This window comes from Allobosea sp. GW822-FHT05A11, from assembly GCF_058800455.1.
This window is the reverse complement of the sequence record NZ_JBXAMI010000008.1, coordinates 89,329-107,436: the sequence shown is the minus strand read 5'-3', so window position 1 is coordinate 107,436 and position 18,108 is coordinate 89,329. Positions and strand designations below refer to the sequence as shown.

The 18,108-nt window shown below is 68.1% G+C and carries 19 protein-coding genes; all 19 read left to right on the top strand.

All coding sequences use genetic code 11. The features are described from left to right. Positions 1 to 201: 201 nt before the first annotated feature. On the top strand, positions 202 to 807 hold the full coding sequence (locus tag AC1RLU_RS24500; RefSeq protein ID WP_492798721.1) for a DUF1441 family protein: 606 nt from the start codon (positions 202 to 204) through the stop codon (positions 805 to 807). 2 nt (positions 808 to 809) lie between these two features. Beyond that, the gene (locus tag AC1RLU_RS24495) at positions 810 to 2,804 is read left to right on the top strand and encodes a phage terminase large subunit family protein (RefSeq protein ID WP_492798720.1); all 1,995 of its coding nucleotides are present in this window, start codon (positions 810 to 812) and stop codon (positions 2,802 to 2,804) included. A 3-nt stretch (positions 2,805 to 2,807) separates the two neighbouring features. Further along, entirely contained in the window at positions 2,808 to 3,017 is a 210-nt protein-coding gene (locus tag AC1RLU_RS24490) for a phage head-tail joining protein (protein ID WP_492798719.1), read from the top strand. Between the two features lie 5 nt (positions 3,018 to 3,022). Continuing rightward, positions 3,023 to 4,537 carry a phage portal protein gene (locus tag AC1RLU_RS24485; protein ID WP_492798718.1) on the top strand — a complete coding sequence of 505 codons (1,515 nt, stop codon included), beginning with the start codon at positions 3,023 to 3,025 and terminating at the stop codon, positions 4,535 to 4,537. Continuing rightward, positions 4,534 to 6,495: a prohead protease/major capsid protein fusion protein gene (locus AC1RLU_RS24480; RefSeq protein ID WP_492798717.1), complete on the top strand. Its 1,962-nt coding sequence runs from the start codon at positions 4,534 to 4,536 to the stop codon at positions 6,493 to 6,495. Before AC1RLU_RS24485 ends, AC1RLU_RS24480 begins: the two co-directional genes overlap by 4 nt. 86 nt (positions 6,496 to 6,581) lie before the next feature. Next, on the top strand, positions 6,582 to 6,908 hold the full coding sequence (locus tag AC1RLU_RS24475) for a DUF2190 family protein (RefSeq protein ID WP_492798716.1): 327 nt from the start codon (positions 6,582 to 6,584) through the stop codon (positions 6,906 to 6,908). A 213-nt stretch (positions 6,909 to 7,121) separates the two neighbouring features. Then, positions 7,122 to 7,709, top strand: coding sequence for a hypothetical protein (locus AC1RLU_RS24470; RefSeq protein WP_492798715.1), 588 nt, complete (start codon positions 7,122 to 7,124; stop codon positions 7,707 to 7,709). Continuing rightward, the gene (locus tag AC1RLU_RS24465) at positions 7,709 to 8,116 is read left to right on the top strand and encodes a head-tail joining protein (protein ID WP_492798714.1); all 408 of its coding nucleotides are present in this window, start codon (positions 7,709 to 7,711) and stop codon (positions 8,114 to 8,116) included. The genes AC1RLU_RS24470 and AC1RLU_RS24465 overlap by 1 nt, the downstream gene beginning before the upstream one ends. After that, entirely contained in the window at positions 8,113 to 8,919 is an 807-nt protein-coding gene (locus AC1RLU_RS24460) for a hypothetical protein (RefSeq protein WP_492798713.1), read from the top strand. Before AC1RLU_RS24465 ends, AC1RLU_RS24460 begins: the two co-directional genes overlap by 4 nt. Positions 8,920 to 8,931: 12 nt before the next feature. Further along, positions 8,932 to 9,135, top strand: coding sequence for a hypothetical protein (locus AC1RLU_RS24455; RefSeq protein WP_492798712.1), 204 nt, complete (start codon positions 8,932 to 8,934; stop codon positions 9,133 to 9,135). A gap of 28 nt (positions 9,136 to 9,163) precedes the next feature. Next, the gene (locus tag AC1RLU_RS24450) at positions 9,164 to 10,663 is read left to right on the top strand and encodes a phage tail sheath subtilisin-like domain-containing protein (protein WP_492798711.1); all 1,500 of its coding nucleotides are present in this window, start codon (positions 9,164 to 9,166) and stop codon (positions 10,661 to 10,663) included. A gap of 67 nt (positions 10,664 to 10,730) precedes the next feature. Then, positions 10,731 to 11,111 (top strand): hypothetical protein, encoded by a 381-nt coding sequence (locus tag AC1RLU_RS24445; protein WP_492798710.1) that lies wholly within the window; start codon positions 10,731 to 10,733, stop codon positions 11,109 to 11,111. Then, entirely contained in the window at positions 11,108 to 11,476 is a 369-nt protein-coding gene (locus tag AC1RLU_RS24440; RefSeq protein WP_492798709.1) for a hypothetical protein, read from the top strand. Before AC1RLU_RS24445 ends, AC1RLU_RS24440 begins: the two co-directional genes overlap by 4 nt. A 68-nt stretch (positions 11,477 to 11,544) precedes the next feature. Continuing rightward, entirely contained in the window at positions 11,545 to 13,473 is a 1,929-nt protein-coding gene (locus AC1RLU_RS24435) for a phage tail tape measure protein (RefSeq protein ID WP_492798708.1), read from the top strand. After that, positions 13,473 to 14,663 (top strand): DNA circularization N-terminal domain-containing protein, encoded by a 1,191-nt coding sequence (locus AC1RLU_RS24430; RefSeq protein WP_492798707.1) that lies wholly within the window; start codon positions 13,473 to 13,475, stop codon positions 14,661 to 14,663. The genes AC1RLU_RS24435 and AC1RLU_RS24430 overlap by 1 nt, the downstream gene beginning before the upstream one ends. A 15-nt stretch (positions 14,664 to 14,678) precedes the next feature. Then, on the top strand, positions 14,679 to 15,785 hold the full coding sequence (locus tag AC1RLU_RS24425) for a phage baseplate assembly protein (RefSeq protein WP_492798706.1): 1,107 nt from the start codon (positions 14,679 to 14,681) through the stop codon (positions 15,783 to 15,785). Continuing rightward, positions 15,778 to 16,332 carry a phage baseplate assembly protein domain-containing protein gene (locus AC1RLU_RS24420; protein ID WP_492798705.1) on the top strand — a complete coding sequence of 185 codons (555 nt, stop codon included), beginning with the start codon at positions 15,778 to 15,780 and terminating at the stop codon, positions 16,330 to 16,332. Before AC1RLU_RS24425 ends, AC1RLU_RS24420 begins: the two co-directional genes overlap by 8 nt. A gap of 15 nt (positions 16,333 to 16,347) precedes the next feature. Further along, positions 16,348 to 16,878, top strand: a complete 531-nt coding sequence (locus tag AC1RLU_RS24415) for a phage GP46 family protein (protein ID WP_492798704.1) — start codon at positions 16,348 to 16,350, stop codon at positions 16,876 to 16,878. Positions 16,879 to 16,907: 29 nt separating this feature from the next. Further along, the gene (locus AC1RLU_RS24410) at positions 16,908 to 18,017 is read left to right on the top strand and encodes a baseplate J/gp47 family protein (protein ID WP_492798703.1); all 1,110 of its coding nucleotides are present in this window, start codon (positions 16,908 to 16,910) and stop codon (positions 18,015 to 18,017) included. The last annotated feature ends 91 nt before the right edge of the window (positions 18,018 to 18,108 follow it).

The following is an 18,108-nucleotide window of genomic DNA, read 5'->3' as shown; positions in this document are numbered from 1 at the left end:
GATCTGAGCCGCCCCGTCGCACCAGCGCCGGGGCGGTTCGCGTTTCCGGCTCTGGCTGGGGGAGGCTGCCATGTGACCTCGTCGAGCCGGCCCGACCGGCTCCGGTCACGGGTCCTTCCCGGGCCACCCCACCCCGCGACGAGAATGCGGCGCGGGATTTTGCTAGCCGCAGCTTCCGAAATCTGACCGAACACCCCGAACATGGCCGAGATGGACCCGAACACGCCTGATGCCGCGTGGGTGTCCATCAGCGAGCTCGCCCGCCTGAAGGGCTTGAGCAAGGCAGCGGTCTCGGAGCGGGTGAAAGGCCTCATCGCGAAGGGCCAGCTCTCGACCAAGCCCGGCAAGGGCAAGGTCGTCCTCGTCAACCTCGCCGCGTTCGATCGCGTCATCGGCGAAACCACCGACCTTGCCAAGGCGGCGGGCGCCGAGACGAAGCGGCTGACGGCATCTCCCTCGCCGCGGGACGACGCGGCGCCGATCTATACCGCCGAGCAGGCGCGGCACATGGCCTACAAGGCCGAGAGCGCCCGCCTCGACCTCGAGGAACGCCAGGGCAAGATCCTGTCGGTCGCGGAGGTGGCAAACGCCATCGCGACAGTCGGAGACGCCATCGCGCGCGCCCTCGACCAGCTTCCGACCATGGCCGACGATGTCGCGGCCGAAGTCGGGCGCGCCGGCCCGTCCGGTGCCCGCACCGCCCTGAAGGCCAAGTCCCGCGACCTGCGCGAGCTGGTCGCCCGGGAACTGGCGCAAGTCCTGAACCTGAAACCGAGCGAGGCGCCGGCGGAGACCCCGGACGACTGACGATGGCGCTTCCCGACGCTCTGACGATCGTCGTCGAGGCCCTGATCGCCGCGATCACGCCGCCGGAGCAAATCGACCCGCCGACATGGGCGGAGCGCGAACTGACCGTCCCGGACGGCCCGAAGAAGCTGGAGAAATGGGACCGGAAGCTGACGCCCTTCGTGGCGGAACCGCTGTCGCACACCAGCATCGACAGCCCGGTCAACGAATTCTGCGTGATGAAGTCGGCTCAGACCGGCTTCACCACGCTGATGATCGCGGCCATCGGGCACACCATCGATATCGAGCCGTGCGATCAGATGATCGTGCAGCCGACCGACGGCGCGCTGACGGACTTCAATTCGAAGAAGCTCCAGATCGCGATCGACAATTCTGACGCGCTCGCGGCGAAGGTCGCGCCGCAGACGGCACGGTCCGGCAAGGCCTCGACCACCTACGAGAAGCGCTACGGCGCCTGCTCGCTGACCCTGGCGCTCGCCTCGTCGACCGCCGACCTGCGGTCCAAATCGGTCCGCAAGGCCTGGCTGGACGAGATCGACGAGTATGCCGAGGACCTCGACGGGCAGGGTTCGCCCTTTGACATGATCGAGGCCCGGCAGGAGAGCTTCCTGTCGGACGGATCGTGGAAGCGGGTCTATGTCTCGACCCCGACCATCAAGGGCGGCTCGCATATCGAGCGATACTGGGAAGGCTCGGACAAGCGCAAATGGTTCGTGAAATGCCCGCATTGCCGGGATGAAACGGGCGAAAGCAGTGAATTCGTCTTCGAATTCGGTCCGAACTTCCGATATTCCGACGAGTGGCCTTATCGGGCTTACTATGTCGCGCCCTGCTGCGGCTCGGTCGTCGAGGAGCATGAGAAGCGCGATCTCGTCCGGAACGGGCGCTGGAAGGCGACCGATCCCGGCCCGGGCAAGATGCCCGGCTATCATTTCAACGCGATGTCCTCGCCCTTCGTGCCCTGGCCGAAGATCGCGGAGCGGGCCGTCAAGGCCGGCAGCGACATCGCCAAGCAGAAGACCTTCTACAACCTGACGCTCGGCCTGCCCTTCGAGATGAAGGGCGATGCGCCGGACCATGTGCGGCTCTTCGAGCGGCGCGAGGACGGTCTGCCGCGCTATCGCGTGCCGCCCGCCGGCCTGCTGCTGACCGCGGCAGCCGACGTGCAGATGCGCGGCATCTGGTACGAGATCCTCGCGGTCGCGCCGAACGGCGAGAGCTGGGTTGTCGACGCGGGGTATTGCGACGGCGACACGTCTTCGCCGGATGGCGAGGCCTTCGAGCTGCTGCGCAAGGCGACGATCGGGCGCGAGTTCGACGATGCCTTCGGCGGCAAGCGTTCGCTCGATGCGCTCGGCATCGATTCCGGCTATCGCTCGCATGTCGTCTATTCCTGGGTCCGCCAGAACCAGCGCTTGCACCCGGACACGGGCAAGGATGTCATTCTGGCGCTCGACGGGCGCGACGGCTGGGCCTTGCCGGCGATCGGCATGCCGAAGCTGGTCGACATCGATCTCGGCGGCCACAAGATCAAGCAGGGCTGCAAGCTCTGGCCGGTCGGAACCTGGTCGCTGAAGGGCTCGATCTATGACGATCTGCGCAAGGACGGTCTGAAATCGGGCGCGCTGCGTGATCCGGATGGCTATTGCCATTTCGGCACCTGGCTCGACATGGGCTATTTCGAGCAGATCACGGCCGAGTATCTGGCCGACGAGAAGTTCCGGGGCCGCAGCCGCAAGGTCTGGAAGGTCCGGCGGGATAACCACCTGCTCGACTGCCGGGTCTACAACAAGGCGTTGGCCGAATATTTGGGCTTGTCGACCTCGACCGCGGACGAATGGGCTGCGCTCGCGCGCCATCGCGGCCTGCCGGCCGAGGTGACGAAGCGGGACCTTTTTTCGCCGGCTGTGCCTTCTGTTGATCCGAAACCTGAAGAAACGAGTGCTTCGCCCCTGCCGGCCGATGATTGGCTCGGAGGCCGTGGCGCCAACTGGTGAACCATGGCCTGGACGCAGACCGATATCGATCGCCTGAAGAGAGCGATCGCCACCGGTGCGCGTCGTGTCGAGTTCGGCTCGGGCGAAACCCGCCGCGTTCAGGAGTTCCACGCGCTTAAGGACATGCTCGATCTGCTCGCTCGCATGGAGGCCGAGGCCGCCGGCGGCAATGCTCCGCCGCGGTTCGCCGTCACCGAATTCATCCGCGACTGACGATCATGAACCTGCTCGATGCAATCATCGGCGCGGTCTCCCCGGAGGCTGGGCTGCGGCGCTGGCAAGCTCGCCAGCTCCTCGCGGCCGCGCGTGGCTACGATGCGGCCCAGCAGGGCCGTCGCGGCGCCTCGTTCCGGCGCGGCGAGGGCTCGGCCAACGCCGAGATTTCCCGGGCGCTTCCGGTCCTGCGGGATCGGTCGCGCGACCTGGTTCGCAATACCTTCATCGGTGCCCGCGCCCTCGACATCCATGCGACGCATGTCGTTTCGGCGGACCTCACTGTTCGCTTCACCGGCAAGGGGCCAGCCGTCCGGCAGGCTCAGGCGCTCTGGGACGAGCAGGTCAAGGTCTTCGACATCGAGGGCGAGACCGGACTTACTGGGCAACTTTCCCTGCTGGTGCGCTCCTCCTACGAAGGCGGAGACGCGATCCTGCGGATGCTGGATCGACCTCTCCGCGACAAGGATCGCCCCGTCCCGCTGGCATTGCATGCCGGCGAGGGCGATCTGATCGACGAGGGGCGGGACTCTGGTTCACTGGCCTCCGGCTCGGCCAGGGCTCGGCTCGGCGTCGAGCTCGGCGATCATGACGAGCGACTGGGCTATTGGCTGCACCGGACTGTCCCGGGCGAGCCGCAGCGGCTCGGCGATGTCCAGCAGCCGTCCACTCTCGTTCCGCGAGAGCAGGTCTGCCACCTCTATCGACGCCTTCGGCCTGGGCAGGTTCGCGGCGTGCCGCTATTCGCGCCGGTCCTGATGGCGGCGAAGGACTTCGCCGACGTGATGGACGCGCTGGTCGTCAAGGCCAGGCTCGAAGCGTCGATCGGGGCCTTTATCAAAAGCAACGACGCCACACCCACGATCGGCGCGGCGGTTGCCGGTAAGGGGCCGGACGCCCCGACGCGTCTGGAGCAGATCCGACCGGGGATGGTGCAGTATCTGCGCCAGGGCGAGGAGCTGCAAGCGTTCACGCCGGCCTCGAACACCGCCTTCGAGCCGATCTCGCGCGTGACCCTAATGGGGATCGCCGCGGGCGTCGGCCTGACCTATCACCAGCTCACCGGCGATCTCAGTCAGGCCAACTATTCGAGCCTTCGCGCAGGTCTGATCGAGCAGCGCAAGTTCGTCGCTGACGCCCAGTGGCACATGCTGGCGCCGCAGGTCGTCAACCGCGTTATCGCTCGCTTCATCGATCGCGCCATTCTGGCCGGCCGCTTGCGGCCGCGCCTGGAAGGGTATCCCTGCCAGGTGATCATGCCGGCCTTCGAGCCGGTCGATCCTATGAAGGACCTGGAGGCGGACATCCTCGCGGTTCGCGCGGGCCGGATGTCGCCGCAGGACTTCATTGGCGCTTGGGGCCGCGATTGGCGGGAGGTTCTGGCCGAATACGCCGAATTCTTCGGCGCGGCCGATGCCGCGAAGGCCATTTTCGACACTGACGCGCGCCAGCGCACGCGCGCCGGCCAGCAGATCACGGACGCCTCGCCAACGGCGGGCGCCAATGGGGCAACCGCATGAATATCCGCTCCGCAGCCCCCGGTGTGACGCCGGACGGGTTCGTTCCCGGCTCGGCGCTCGATCGGCGGGCCGGTGGGGATACCGCCGTTCGGTTCTCGACCTCGAGCTACAATGCCGAGGCGCGCACGATCGAGGCCGTCGCCTCGACCGGCGCGCGTGTCCGCCGCTGGGGCATTTTCGAGGAACTCGCTATCTCGTCCGAGGCGATCGACCTCGGGCGCGTTGCACCGGGGCAGGTCAAGCTGCTCGACAGCCACGACCAAGGCTCGATCGACCGCATCCTCGGCTCGGTCACGCGCGCCTGGATCGAGGGTGCGAACCTGATGGTCGAGATTCGCTTTGCCGATACCGAAGCGGGCCGCGCCGCCGAGGCTCGCGTCAACTCCCCTGACGCGCCCGGCCTTTCGGTCGGCTACCGCGTGTCGACCTGGACGCTCACCCAGGTCGAGGACGATTCCGAAATCTGGCGGGCGGACCGCTGGGAGCTTCTCGAAGTCTCCCTCGTCGCCGTTCCCGCGGACCCCGCCGCACTGTTCCGTGCGGCCCCGCCTGCAAACCCTGAAACTCTGGAGACTGACGACATGCGTCGCAATGCCCCGGCGGATGCGCCGGCTCCCACCCCCGTCACCACGCCCGCCCCGACCGTCGTCGAAACCCGCGCGGCCCCGGCCGTTCAGCAGCCGTCGGCTGCCGACCTGCAGCGCGCCGCAACCGAGCGCGTGACGCAGATCATGGAGATCGGCGAGCGGGCCGGCATGGAGGGCGCCGCCGTTCGCGCCGCGGCCGGCGACCTCGCGGTGACCGTCGAAGCCTTCCGCGCGCAGGCCTTCGACAGCCTGGTGTCGCGTCAGACCCCGACGAGCCATGTCCGTGTCGAGCGGGACGAGACCGAGACCCGCCGCCTCGGCATGGAGGAGGCAATCACCCGCAGCATCAATCCGGCTTCGCTTCAGGGCGAGTGGTCCGAGCGTGCCGCGCCTTATCGCGACATGTCGCTGGTCGACATGGCGGCCGAGCGGCTCACCATCCGTCGCGTTGGGCACACCTTCGGCCAGCGCGAGGAAGTGCTGCGCCGCGCCATGCACACGACCGGCGATTTTCCGATCCTGCTGGAGAACGCGGTCAACCGGAACCTCGCGGCGACCTATGCCCTGGCTCAGCCGACCTATCGGCAGATCTCGATCCGCGACGACTTCAACGACTTCCGTCCGCACAGCACCGTGACGGTCGGCGATTTCCCGATGCTGCAGCCGATCGCCGAAGCCGGCAAGATCCAGTTCGGCACGATCGGCGAGAAGAAGGAGACCGTGGCTGTCGTGCCCTACGCCGTGGGCCTGGCCTTCTCCCGTCAGCTCCTCGTCAACGACAGCCTGGGCGGCCTCAACCGCGTCATCGCGAACTACGGCCAGTCCGTCGCTTTGTTCGAGGAGAAGACCTTCTACGCGGTCAAGGCTCTGAACGCTGGGGCCGGCCCGACGCTGCTGGAAGGCAACGCCGCGATGTTCGCCGCGGGACGCGGTAACTTGGCCGGTGCGGGCGCCGCCATCTCGATCACGACGGTCTCGGCGGCGCGAGCCGCGATGCGTGGTTTCAAATCGATCGATGGCAATGAGCTGCTGTTCAACGCTCCTTCGATCCTGCTGGTCGGGGCAGCCAAGGAGACGGAAGCCGAGCAGTTCGTCACGACGATCCAGCCGAATGCCCGCGCCGAGGTGAACCCCTTCCAGGGCAAGCTTCGCCCGCTGGTGTCGCAGATGATCACCGGCAACGCCTGGGAGCTCTATACCGATCCCAGTGTCCGCGCGAACTTCCGCTGGGGTCTGCTGAGCGGCTACACCGCGCCGCGTGTCCGCATCGACGACCCCTTTGGCACGCAGGGCACGCAGATGTCGGTCGAGCACGATTTCGGCTGCGGCGGCATCGAGTGGCGCGGCGGCTACCGCAATCCCGGCAACTGATCGGCCTTCTTGCAGGGCTTTGAGCGAGCCCGCCTTCCCGGCGGGCTTTGCAAAGCCCTGTCCTCAACCTCATTCGGGAGCTTTCCATGAAGAATTTCGTTCGCTACGGCGGCCGCCTGCCGTTCGTGGCACCGGGCGGCGGCGTCGTTTCCGGTCTCGGCTATCTGATCGGCGCGCTGTTCTGTGTGGCGGTCAATACCGCAGCTGCCGGCGAGACCTTCACCGGCCAGGTCGACGATGTCGTCACTCTGCCCAAGGCTGCCGGCGTCATCGCGCAAGGCGCCCTGGTGTACTGGGACAACACCGCCAAGAACGTCACCACGACGAGCGCCGGCAATACCAAGATCGGCTATGCGGCCACGGCGCAGGCCAACGGCGATACCAGCATCCAGGTCTTCCTGGTGCCGGCCTGATGGCCTGCGGCGGCTGTGCAGAGCGGCGGGGCCTTCTGGCCACCGCTGGCGGGGCAGCCGTTCGCGGTGCCTGGCAGGAGGCGGGGTCAGCGGCAAGAGCCGCCGCCGCCTCGGCCAGGGTCGATCTCAGCCGGGTCACGCAAAACCTGGCCGGCAAGGTCGCTCAGGCGGCGCAGGCCGCTCTGGCGCGGCGACGATAGGCGAGGGCGCCCGATGAGCCTGCAGGTTCGGACCGACATCACCATGAAGGGGCTGGATCGCCTCGTCATGGCGGCCGGGCCGAAGGCGAACCGGGCGATCGCGCGCGGCCTCAACCGCGCCGGCACGCCTGCCGCCAATGCCGGCAAGCGCAATATCCGCGAGGTCCTCGGCCTGCGGAAGCACCCTTACGCCAAGGGCACCGTCACCCAGGCGGTGAAGCGCTACACCTCGGTCCGCAAGGCCAATGCGGCGACGCTGACCTTCTCCATGGCCGGCTTCGGCCGGGGCCTGCCGCTGATCTGGTACCAGCCGAAGGAAACCCCGGCCGGCGCAACCGTGCATTGGCTTGGCGCCCGCAAGCTGGTGGCGCGCAGTTTCTACCTCTCCGGCAAGTTCCCGCGCCGCAAGCGTGGCCGCATCTCGCATGCGGTCTGGCAGCGGACCGGCAAGGGCAAATGGGCCCTCGACCGGCCGCGTGGTCCCGGTGTTCCCGAGGCGATGCAGTCGCGGCCCTTCACCCGGGCCTGGGAGCGCGACGCCTCGGCCCGCCTGCCGCATCACATGAAGGAAGCGCTGCTCGCCGCGCTCAGGGGTTTTTGATGTCGGCATTCGACGAGCTCGACGCGATGGCGCTCGATGCCGCCGGCGTCCTGTTCGGCGATACCGCCACCATCTTCCCGATGTCGACCGGCGGCGGCGTCAACGGCAAGCCGGAGGCGGACGGGTCGCGCGCGGAAATTTCGGGCGTCACCGTGATTCGCTCGGAATGGTCCGAGCGCGTGCAGATCGGCGGCAACGGCATGCCGACGCCGAAAGGCGCCTTCGGTTCCCCTGTTGCCGGTCGCCGGATCGTCGCCACCGTCAAGAGCGCCGATCTCGCCTGGCAACCGCGCAAGGGCGACGAGCTCGTCTTCGGCGATCGCCCGGACGCCCGCTACCAGATCACTGAGCCGATGCCGGACGGCCTCGCCGGCCTGCATCTCGGCCTGTCGAGGATCTCGGGATGATGCTCGCCCGAACGGCCCTGCGCCTCGCCGTCATCGAGGCGCTCGCCCCCTTCGCGCAGGAAAGCGCGGCCACCCCGGCCTGGCCGACCCTCGCCGGGAAATTCGTCTTCGACACCGAGATCAGCGCGACCGCGCTGGCCGATGTGGAGAAGCCCGCGCCGATCATCCGCGTCACCACGGATGAAACCGTGCTGAAGGCGGACGGGACCGATGTCTCGCTCGAATCGAGTTCGACGCCGCTGCTCGTCACCCTGGCTTGCGAGATCATGGTCCCCGTCACGGTCGGCGATGGCTCTGCCGCCGAAGTGCAGGCGGTCGGTCCGACCGATGCCGCCGCGGAATCCCTGCTCGACCTGATCGAGGGACAGATCAAGCAGCGTCTCGACGATGCCCGGATGATCGGGCCGCTGGAGCGGGTGCTGCTCACGATCAACGAGGTCGAGAGCCTGTCCTATCGCGATCCCGATACCGATACGCGCCTCTCGGCGCGGCGGTTGGAATTCTCCTGCCGGGTCCGCCGCGGCGGGCGCTGGCCGGCCCGTCTGCCGGATAATCCGCAGCCCTTCGACTATCTGCCCTCGCCACTGGCCGAGGTGGCCCACGATCTGCCCGTCGGCAGCTACGGCCACAAGATCGCGACGATGCTGGGCAGCCTGATCGGCCGCCCGGCCGATTTCCCGGCGCTCAACGAAATGCGCCTGGCCGTCAACCTGAAGCGCGCCGGCGACGACACACCGCCCGAGCCCGCCGATGCCAGCGAGACGCCGCCCATCGGCGATCTCGGCGGCTCCATCTCCTTCTAGACGAGGCATCCCATGAGCCTGACCAGAACCGTCGTCCTGGCGGACAAGGATGCGCGCGTGCCGTGGCCCGGCAAGCCCGGCCTCCTGCTGCCGAGCGAGCCCTTCCAAGTGTCGATCATCGATCCGTTCTTCGCAGGGCTGATCGCCGATCGGTCGCTGGTCGACCCGCCTGCTGACCTGCCCCCGCCGGCCAAGCCGACGAAGCCCCACGCCTGACCCTTCCCCTCAATCCGGAGCGCTGCTGATGGCCGTGCTGTTCAATTACATCCCGGGCAGCGGCCTGATCGCGCCCGGCACCTTCTTCGAGGTCAATTCCGGCGGCCAGTATGAAAGCCAGTCCTTTGGCGTGGTCATCGGCCACAAGTCGGCTGCCGGCTCGCTCGCCGACAATGCCCTGACGCTGTGCTCGACCATCGGCGAGGCTGCGGCGCTGGCCGGGCCGGGCTCTCAGCTTTACGAGATGTTCCGCGTCGCCCGTCGCGCCGCCCCGGTACAGCGGATCTATATCGCGGCCGTCCCGGTCACCGGCACGCCCGGCCAGTGGACCGTCACGGTCGGCGCGCTCGCTGCGGCCGCAGGCGACGGCGTGATCGAGATCGCCGGGCGCAAGATCAAGGTTGCCAAGGCGGCGGGCGAGACCGCGGCGCAGACCGCGACCGCGATCGCCGCGGCCATCAACGCCTTCGTCGATCCGCTGACCCTGGCTTATCTGCCGGTCACGGCGGCCGCCAACACCAATGTCGTGACGCTGACGGCCCGCCATGCCGGCACGACGACGAACGAGCTCGAGGTCTATGCCGACCCGAACATCTCCGGCAACGCTTATGGCGCCGGACTGACCATCGTGCAGTCGGTACCGGCGACCGGTGCCGCCTCGATCGCGACGGTGATGGCCGGTCTCGGCGACCTGCCGATGGACTGGGTCATCTCGCCTTTCGCCGACACGACCAATCTCGACGCCGCGGCGGCCGCTCTCTCCGACATCTCCGGCCGCTGGGCCTGGAATGCCCAGCTCTACGGGCATTACATCACGGTCAACACCGGCAATACCGGCGCGCAGACGACCCTCGGCCTCGGCCGCAACGACCGCCACGTCTCGATCATCGGCCGCGTCGCTTCGCCCACGCCGGGCTGGGAATGGGTCGCCGCCTATGCGGCCCGCGTGCTGCCCTGGCTCACCGACGATACCAATGGCAACGCCGCCCGGAACCAGAGTGACCTGGTGCTGGAGGATATCCGCCCGCCGCGGGACCGCTCGCTCTGGCCGAACTATGCGGTGCGCAACACGCTGCTCGGCTCGGGTATCTCGACCTGGAAGGTCAACGGCGCTGATCAGGTCGTGCTCGACAAGCTGATCACGATGCAGCGGACCAACGCGCAGGACCTGCCGGACACGGTGTTCCGCGATATCCAGGCGATCGCGCAGACGATGCTGGGCCTGCGCTATCTGCGCTGGGGCCTGTCGGTGCGCCATGGCAACAAGGCGCTGTCGCGGGCCAACCCGTCGAACCTGCCGTCGATCTCGACACCGGACGACATCAAGGCCGATTGCGTTGCGCTCTATGGCGACCTGGTCGACCGCGGTCTGTTCGAGGACAAGGCCGAATTCGCCCGCCGGATCAAGGTCGAGATCGACGGATCGAACCCGGCCCGGGTCAATCTGGCCGAGCATCTCGACCGGGTGAACCCGCTCGACATCCTCGCCAACAACGCGACCTTCTACGCGCAGTATCCGACGAGCTGACGCCCGCCTTCCAGCTCCGCCGCACCCGGCGGCGGAGTTTCCCTCCATTCGTTTCGGAGCCTGACCCATGGCTGATTACGGCCTGATCAAATTTCGCGGGCCGAGCGGCCGCAACTACTCGATCCGCGGGTCGGTGACCCATAACCCGCTGAATTTCAGCGCCGAGCCGGTGGTCAATCTTGACGGCACGATCGACCGCACCTTCACGCCGCAAGGCTATCGCGCCTCGATGTCGCTGGCTGCCCGCGACAGTGACGGCCTGCCGACGCCGATCGGCGAGCTGATGGCGCTCGACAATGTCGACTTCACCTTCCTGCACGACAGCGAGCGGATCGACAGATTCTATGGCCGCGCCAAGCTGACCGGCGACCCCTCGGTCGACGACGTTACCGGCGAACTGTCGGGCATCAACGTCGTCGCGCAGAACTTCCTCGAGGTGCCGCGATGAGCGGACCCCGGCGCGAGGATCTGCCGGACGGATCGGTTCGCATCCATTTCCCGGCGCCGATCGTCGACCAGGGTCAGGCGAAGTCCTCGCTGCTGTTGCGCCTGCCCATGGCGGCGGAGATGTGGGAGATCGGCGATCCGCGCGGCTTCATCTTCAACGACAAGGGCGAGGGCACGCCCTATGTCGACCGCCCGCTCCTGCTGCAGTGGATCAGGAAGCTGGTCACCGAGCACGATGCCGACGTGATCGGCCGCGAGCGCGACCCGGCCCTTGGCCTGTTGATCGAGGAGGCCGTCCTCGATTTTTTCAAGACGGCGCGGATGCGGTTGAAGCCCGCCTCCGCGCCCTCGCAAGATCCGGCGTGAGGCCGCAGGAATTCGCGGGCATGACGCTTTCCGCGTTGCGGCGCTGGGCCGAGCTTTACGGGTGATGCATGGTCGTCGCGGTCCGGGCCGAGGCCCTGCTCACAGCGCAGAATAAGCTCCGTCCAGGCCTGGCTTCGGCCGCGCGCGAGCTGGATCGCTTCCGGGCGCGCCAGACGCGCGGCATGGCCGCCTTCCAGTCGATGGCGTCCCGCGCCATGGCCGCGGCCGGCGGAGCGATCGCCGGTTATAGCGTCGTGCGCAACCTCGCCGAGGCGCAGAAGCGCTTCGCCGAGGTCGATCGCTCGATGACCCGGATCGGCATCACCGGCGATGCGACGGCCGAGGCCACGCGCAAGGGCACGGAGGAGTTGCGCAACCTCGCCCGCGAGACCGCGACGCTGTTCGACCCGGCGAAGCAGGGCCTTGATGCGATCACGGCGTCGGGCCGGGATTTCAGCGAAGCGCTGCGCATGATGCCGTCCGTTCTGCGGACGGCACAGGCCTCCGGCGCCGGGGTCGAGGACATCGCCAATTCCTCGACCGCTCTGATCGACCATATGAAGATCGCAGTCGAAGGACTGCAGGAGGCGCAGGACACGCTCGCGATGGGCGGCAAGCTCGGCAAGTTCGAGCTGAAGGATATGGCGCGATACCTGCCTTCGATGCTGCCGGCCTTCAAGGCGCTCGGACAGAGCGGGCAGGGCGGTCTGCGCAACCTGGTCGCCATGCTCCAGGTCATCCGGGGCGGAACGGGCTCTGCCGAAGAGGCAGCGAGTTCCGCGCAGAACATCTTCTCGAAGATGGAAAGCGAGGAGACGGTCAAGCGCTTTGCCAAGTTCGGTATCGATCTGCGCAAGGAAATGACCAAGGCACGTAAGGAGGGCAAGAACCTCCTCGATGTCTTTGTCGATCTCTCGAACAAGGCCCTGAAGGGCGATCTCTCGAAGCTGCCGCAGCTCTTCTCGGATATGGAGGTGCAGCGGGGCATGCGGCCCCTCTTGGCCGACATGCAGAAGATGGTCGATCTGCGCGAAAAGCTGAAGGGTTCGAAAGGCACCATCGACGTCGACTTTCAGCGGGTTTCTGAAGACGCGCAGGCCAAGTTCGATCGGTTCGCGGAAGCGACGGATCGTGCCAAGACGGCAGTCGGCGGGCTCGCGCTCGAACTCAGTTCAGGCCGGCTCCAGGCCGGCGCCGATAACCTCGATCGCGTGGCGCAAGCGCTGGAGCGCGCGACCACGGCGGTTCGCGAGAAGGGCTTTCTCGAAGCTGTCAAGCAGCTCGCGACGGACACCGTCGGCAAGGAACTTCGCGAGCACAACGAGAATTGGCAAGGCTTCGTCGATTCTCAGACGCTCGAGGGTGTTACCAACCCGGACAAGGGCTCCTGGTCGGATTTCCTCACCGGCGACACCAGCCGGACGGCGACGATGAAAGCGCTTGAAGCGCTGCAATCGAAGGAGAAGAAGCAGGGCTACCTGTCGTATTTCGACCGCCATAACAAGAAGACATTCCAGGATCGTCTCGCGGACGGTGACGATGCATGGTCGCGTGACCAGCTTCGCCGTCTCGGCGTCCTGCCGGGCTCCCTGACCTCGCAATCGCCCGAATTCGCGGACGTGATCGAGGCGGCTCGCGAGGCGCGGCGCGCCTCCGGCTTCAGTGGCATCGGTGGAAACAGTCCGGTTTCCGGCGGCCGGCAGGGCAAGGTGCTGCCGCCTTCGCGTCCGAAGGACCTTGGTGGCGGCGGGCTCGTGCCTGTTGCGGCCCTCGACGATGCCAGGAGCAAGAGCGAGGCGGCTGCCGCCTCCTTCGGCCTGCTCGGGCCCGCGGCCCAGACAGCGGGTAGCGCGGTCGCGGCGGGGTTCAGCCCGGCCGAGGGCAGTATCGACAGCCTATTGGCCAAGGTCGCGCGCCTGAAGCAGGAGCTGGCATCGCTCAAGATGCCGTCGATGAGCGTCAGCGGTCTCCCGACCGGGAAGCAGGGTCCAAACTAATGGTCTTCGATCCGCGCCGGCTGCGCCGCGCCTCGTTCAACGGCATCGGCTTCCATGTCGATACGTCCGATGACGAGGCCGGGCACCGGGTCGCCTCGCCGACGATCCCGAACGGCACCTGGCTGAACGAGAGTTTCGGCCCGAACCCGCGCACATACGAGATCGAGGCCTATCTCGTCGGCGATGCGGCCGAGGCCCTGGCCGACAGCTTGCTGGTGGCGGCCGAGACCCGTCATCGCGGCCTGCTGGTGCTGCCGGTTGGCGGCGCCCGCCTGGTGCGCCTGACCAAGGCGAGACGCCAGTTTGCCAAGGACAAGCTCGGCTATCTCGCGGTCTCGATCGAGGCCGTGGCGGAGCCGGAGCTTTCGCCGGCGCGGCTGTCGCCGAACGCGCTGATCGCCAGCCTGTTCGCCGCGGCCGGTCCGGTCGCGGATGCCCTGGCGGATTTTGCCCTCACAGGCCTGCAACTCGTCGGCGTGCCGGCGACCGTGATCGAGGCGGCGATCGATGCGGGTGCCGGCATCGTCGGCGATCTCACCGCGATCGCGGATCTGCTGCGGCTCTCCCCCGATCTGCGGGCGCCGGTCAATCTGGCCCTGTCCGATGCGACGCTGGCGCTGGCATCCCTGCCGGGCGACCCTGCCGGCTTCGGCCGCGCGGTCGCGGATCTGGCCGTCGCCATCGGCGATGCGGCCGATCCCGGCATGCTTGCGGGGGCGCTCTCCGCGCTCGGTCCGCCGCCCGATGCGCCGCCGGCGCAGGTCTCGCGCGGCACGGCGATCACGATCGCCGAGAATGCCACGGTGGCGGTTGCGATGACGGCCGCCGCCCGGGCGCTTGCCATGGGCGAGGCGCAGGCGCGGCGTTCCTACGCTGACCGTCCCGAAGCCGTTGCGGCGCGGGCCGAGGCGATGGCGGTGTTCGATGATGCCCTGTCGCGCATCGGCCGATCCGGCCTCGACCTGCTCGACCGTCTGTCGGCCATGGCCGGCATTGTCGCGGAACTGGCGCAGCGGCAGGAGGCCGATCTTGCGCCGATCATTACCGTTTCGGCCAACCGGGAATTGCCGGCGCTGGTCTGGGCCTGGTCGCTCTATGCCGACCCCGGCCGGGCCGGCGAGCTCGTCCGGCGCTCCGGCGCCGTCCATCCCGGTTTCCTGCCCGAGCAATTCGAGGCCCTGGCCTCCTGATAGAGGCCTGCGCAGATGGCATTCGAGATCGTGACGCTCAAAGTGGCGGGGCTGATGCTTCGCCCCCTGACGATCGCGATCGAGATCGCCATGGACGAGGCGGCCCGGAATTTCGAGGCCAAGGTCAAGCATCCCGTGCTGTCGCAGGTCGATCTGCTGAAGGCGCTGCGCGGCTCGCCCGCGGTCACCATCCACAGCCTGGCCAGCGACGGCTATTCGCCGGCTCTCGGCCAGGATGGCGGCGACCTGCTGCTGACCGGCCATGTCGAGAAGCGCTCGCCTGCCTTGCGCTCGGCCGAGCAGGAACTGCCGATCGCCGGCCGCTCCAAGACCGGCGACCTGGTCGATTCGAGCGCCGAGCACGCCACCGGCGAATTCGAAGGCAAGACGCCGCAGGCCATCATCGGGGAACTCTCGCAGGGCTATGGCGTCTCCGTCGAGACCGAGAGCTCGCCAGCGGCCCGACCTCTATTTCGCATGAGGCCGGGCGAAACCGTGTTCTCCGCGGCCGAGCGGATCGGCCGCGCATCGGGCTTCTCTGTTGGCGACACGCCTCAAGGCAATCTCAAGCTGGCCAAGGCCGGCAGCAAGCGCCATGCCGGCAGCCTGAGCGAGGGGCTCAACATCCTCGACGCTTCGGCGGTGCATGACGACAGCAAGAAATTCTCGAAGGTCAAGGTCCGGGCGCAGGCGCCGGACGGCTATGGCGAGGACGATCTGCGGATCGAGGCCGAGGCCGAGGACGACACGCTGAAGCGCAAGCGGGTCAAGATCATCGTCCCGCCCGAGCTGATCCGGAAGCAGGATGCGCGCGAGCGGGCAAAATGGCACCGAGACCGCGCCAGCGGCGAAGGCCTGACCTGCGAGGTGACGGTGCCGGGCTGGCGCGACGCGGCCGGCACGATCTGGACCCCGGGCCTTCTCGTCTTCACCGAATTGCCGACCCTCGACGTGGTGCAGGACATGCTGATCAAGAAGGTCAGCCTGCGCCAGTCCGACGAAGCGAGCGGCGGCACGCAGGCCGTGCTCAGCCTCGTCGATCCGCGCAGCTTCGGCGGCAAGAAGGGCAAGGCGAACAAGGGCACCGACTATACCGGCAAAGCCGGAGGCGACGATGAGTGAAGTCACCGAATTCTGGGACGCTTCGTCGATCACGCGCGGCAAGATCCGCGCCGTCGTCGATAGCGCCCGCGGCCAAACGCTCGATGTCGAGGGCTTCACCGGAGAACGCTTCAGCAAGGTCTTGCGCGGGCAACCGCATGGCTTCTCGTCCCATCCGCCGATCGACGCCGTCGGTCATTTCCTGCGGCTGGGTTCGTCCGACCGACTTGTGGCGCTCGGTTTCGAGAGCGGCGGGCGCCCGGTCAATTCACCGCCCGGAACCGCCGTCCTCTACGACGACAAAGGCAACACCATCTTCGCGCGGGGAGCCGACGGCGTGAAGGTCAAGGCGGCAGCCGGCGGCGTCTCGGTCGAGGCCGAGGCCGGCACGATCAGCCTGAAGCGCGGCGGCATGCAGGCGACGCTCTCCGACGAACGGGTCGAGTTCGCGCTCGCGAGCGGGCTCAAGGTCGTGCTGACGCCCGGCCGGGTCGACCTCGGCGGCGAGGGCGGCGCCCGTGTCGCCACGGAGAGCGGCTTCTCCAGCAAGGTATTCGCGATCCTCTGATCGTCGGGAGTTTGCATGTCCTACGGCATCGCGATCAGCCGCGAGGCGGCCGCTCGGCCCGCCCTGTTCTGGTCGACCTTCTGGTCGGCGGAGGACGGGCTCGGCGACTGGCGGGTGGCGCCGGCGAACGATCCGGTCAATCCGGGCGGGCTCGATGCCTCCGGCCAGCTTGCCAGCGCCGTCATCATCTCGCTGTTCAGCGACAAGCGGGCGCCGGAGGGCTGGCGGCCGGACGTGACGGATCGGCGGGGCTGGTGGGGCGATGCGATCGCGCCCGAGGGCGAGACACCGGAGCCGATCGGCAGCCATCTCTGGCTGTTGCGGAACGAGGTCGCGACCGAGGATGTCGCCAATCTCGCGAGGATCTATGCCGAGGAGGCGCTGTCCTGGATGATCCGCGACCATGTCGCGGCCCGGGTCGATGTCACCTCCGGCCTGATCGAGAACCCGCGCCGCGGCGTCTGGCTCGCGGCCGCGATCTATGGCCGCGACGGTGCCCTTCGCTACAGCCAGCGCTTCGAGCGCCTCTGGCAAGACCTTCGCTAGCAAGACCTCCGTTAGAGAGACCCGCGCCGATGGCCTGGACGACCCCGACGCTGCAGGCGCTGGTGACGCGCGTCTCGCGCGCCTTCACCGGCAAATTGCAGGGCGCCGATGCGGCTCTTGCGCGCAACAACCTCGCCCCGACCGCCAAGGTCATCGCCGGCGAGATGTCGATCCTCCATCAGCGCCTCGCCTGGGCGGCCGACCAGCGCTTCATCCTGACCAGCGATGCCGACAGCCTCGACCGGCATGGCGCCGAAATGAAGCCGCCGGTGCCGCGCAAGGAGGCGACGGCCGCGCGCGGCGGCGTGGTGGTGACCGCGACAGGGGCGATCGTGCTCGCAGGCGGGGCGCTCCTCTCGCGCTCGGACGGCGTCCAGTTCACGGTCGATGCCGGCGTGACCCTGCCCGGCGCCGGCACGGCGACGGTGCGGGTCACCGCGGTCGAAGCTGGCGCATCCGGCGCGACAGTGGCCGAGGCGACCCTGGCAGCGAGCACCGGGCTGACCGGCCCGGCGACCCTGGCCGTGGATGCCGGCGGGCTGGGCGGTGCGGCCGATCGCGAAGGCCATCAGGCCTACAAGGCGCGGCTGCTGCTGGCCAAGGCCTTTCCCGAACATGCCGGCGCCCCGGCCGACTGGCTGAAATACACGCTGGCGGTGCCGGGCGTGACCCGTGCCTTCGTCGACCCGCTCGGCGCCGGCCGCGCCACGGTCGTGATCTATCCGTTTTTCGACCTGACCCGGCCGCACGGCATCCCGCTCGAAAGCGACCGGCTGGCGGTTCTGAACGCCTTGCGCAGCGCCGGCCCCGGCGCCGGCAAGGCGGTGGTGCGCATCGCGCAGGCCGTGCCGGTCGATTACGCCATCGACGCGCTGACGCCGGACACGCCCGAGGTGCGCGCCGCCGTCGTCGCCGAGGTCTCGACCACCTTCTATCGCAACAGCCGCGTCGCCGGCTGGTCGGCGCCGCACCCTTCCATGCCGTTCCTGGCGACGCCAGCCGGCTTCTCGCGAAGCTGGATCTGGCAGGCCGTCGCCAATGCGACCGGCGAGGAAAGCCACATCCTGGTTGACCCCGCGACCAACATCACGCTGAGCCCCGGCCAGACCGCGGTGCCCGGCATTCCGACCTTCCTGTGAGGGCAGCCGATGGACGCGATCGAATTCATCTCTATCGGCGCGCAGCCTGACGACGGGACCGTCCCAATTGGCGCGATCCCGGTGCTCGGCA

Bases quoted from the DNA above. Each gene is read 5' to 3' on its own strand.
- AC1RLU_RS24500 (WP_492798721.1), top strand. From the start codon at position 202: ATGGCCGAGATGGACCCGAACACGCCTGATGCCGCGTGGGTGTCCATC.
- AC1RLU_RS24495 (WP_492798720.1), top strand. From the start codon at position 810: ATGGCGCTTCCCGACGCTCTGACGATCGTCGTCGAGGCCCTGATCGCC.
- AC1RLU_RS24490 (WP_492798719.1), top strand. From the start codon at position 2,808: ATGGCCTGGACGCAGACCGATATCGATCGCCTGAAGAGAGCGATCGCC.
- AC1RLU_RS24485 (WP_492798718.1), top strand. From the start codon at position 3,023: ATGAACCTGCTCGATGCAATCATCGGCGCGGTCTCCCCGGAGGCTGGG.
- AC1RLU_RS24480 (WP_492798717.1), top strand. From the start codon at position 4,534: ATGAATATCCGCTCCGCAGCCCCCGGTGTGACGCCGGACGGGTTCGTT.
- AC1RLU_RS24475 (WP_492798716.1), top strand. From the start codon at position 6,582: ATGAAGAATTTCGTTCGCTACGGCGGCCGCCTGCCGTTCGTGGCACCG.
- AC1RLU_RS24470 (WP_492798715.1), top strand. From the start codon at position 7,122: ATGAGCCTGCAGGTTCGGACCGACATCACCATGAAGGGGCTGGATCGC.
- AC1RLU_RS24465 (WP_492798714.1), top strand. From the start codon at position 7,709: ATGTCGGCATTCGACGAGCTCGACGCGATGGCGCTCGATGCCGCCGGC.
- AC1RLU_RS24460 (WP_492798713.1), top strand. From the start codon at position 8,113: ATGATGCTCGCCCGAACGGCCCTGCGCCTCGCCGTCATCGAGGCGCTC.
- AC1RLU_RS24455 (WP_492798712.1), top strand. From the start codon at position 8,932: ATGAGCCTGACCAGAACCGTCGTCCTGGCGGACAAGGATGCGCGCGTG.
- AC1RLU_RS24450 (WP_492798711.1), top strand. From the start codon at position 9,164: ATGGCCGTGCTGTTCAATTACATCCCGGGCAGCGGCCTGATCGCGCCC.
- AC1RLU_RS24445 (WP_492798710.1), top strand. From the start codon at position 10,731: ATGGCTGATTACGGCCTGATCAAATTTCGCGGGCCGAGCGGCCGCAAC.
- AC1RLU_RS24440 (WP_492798709.1), top strand. From the start codon at position 11,108: ATGAGCGGACCCCGGCGCGAGGATCTGCCGGACGGATCGGTTCGCATC.
- AC1RLU_RS24435 (WP_492798708.1), top strand. From the start codon at position 11,545: ATGGTCGTCGCGGTCCGGGCCGAGGCCCTGCTCACAGCGCAGAATAAG.
- AC1RLU_RS24430 (WP_492798707.1), top strand. From the start codon at position 13,473: ATGGTCTTCGATCCGCGCCGGCTGCGCCGCGCCTCGTTCAACGGCATC.
- AC1RLU_RS24425 (WP_492798706.1), top strand. From the start codon at position 14,679: ATGGCATTCGAGATCGTGACGCTCAAAGTGGCGGGGCTGATGCTTCGC.
- AC1RLU_RS24420 (WP_492798705.1), top strand. From the start codon at position 15,778: ATGAGTGAAGTCACCGAATTCTGGGACGCTTCGTCGATCACGCGCGGC.
- AC1RLU_RS24415 (WP_492798704.1), top strand. From the start codon at position 16,348: ATGTCCTACGGCATCGCGATCAGCCGCGAGGCGGCCGCTCGGCCCGCC.
- AC1RLU_RS24410 (WP_492798703.1), top strand. From the start codon at position 16,908: ATGGCCTGGACGACCCCGACGCTGCAGGCGCTGGTGACGCGCGTCTCG.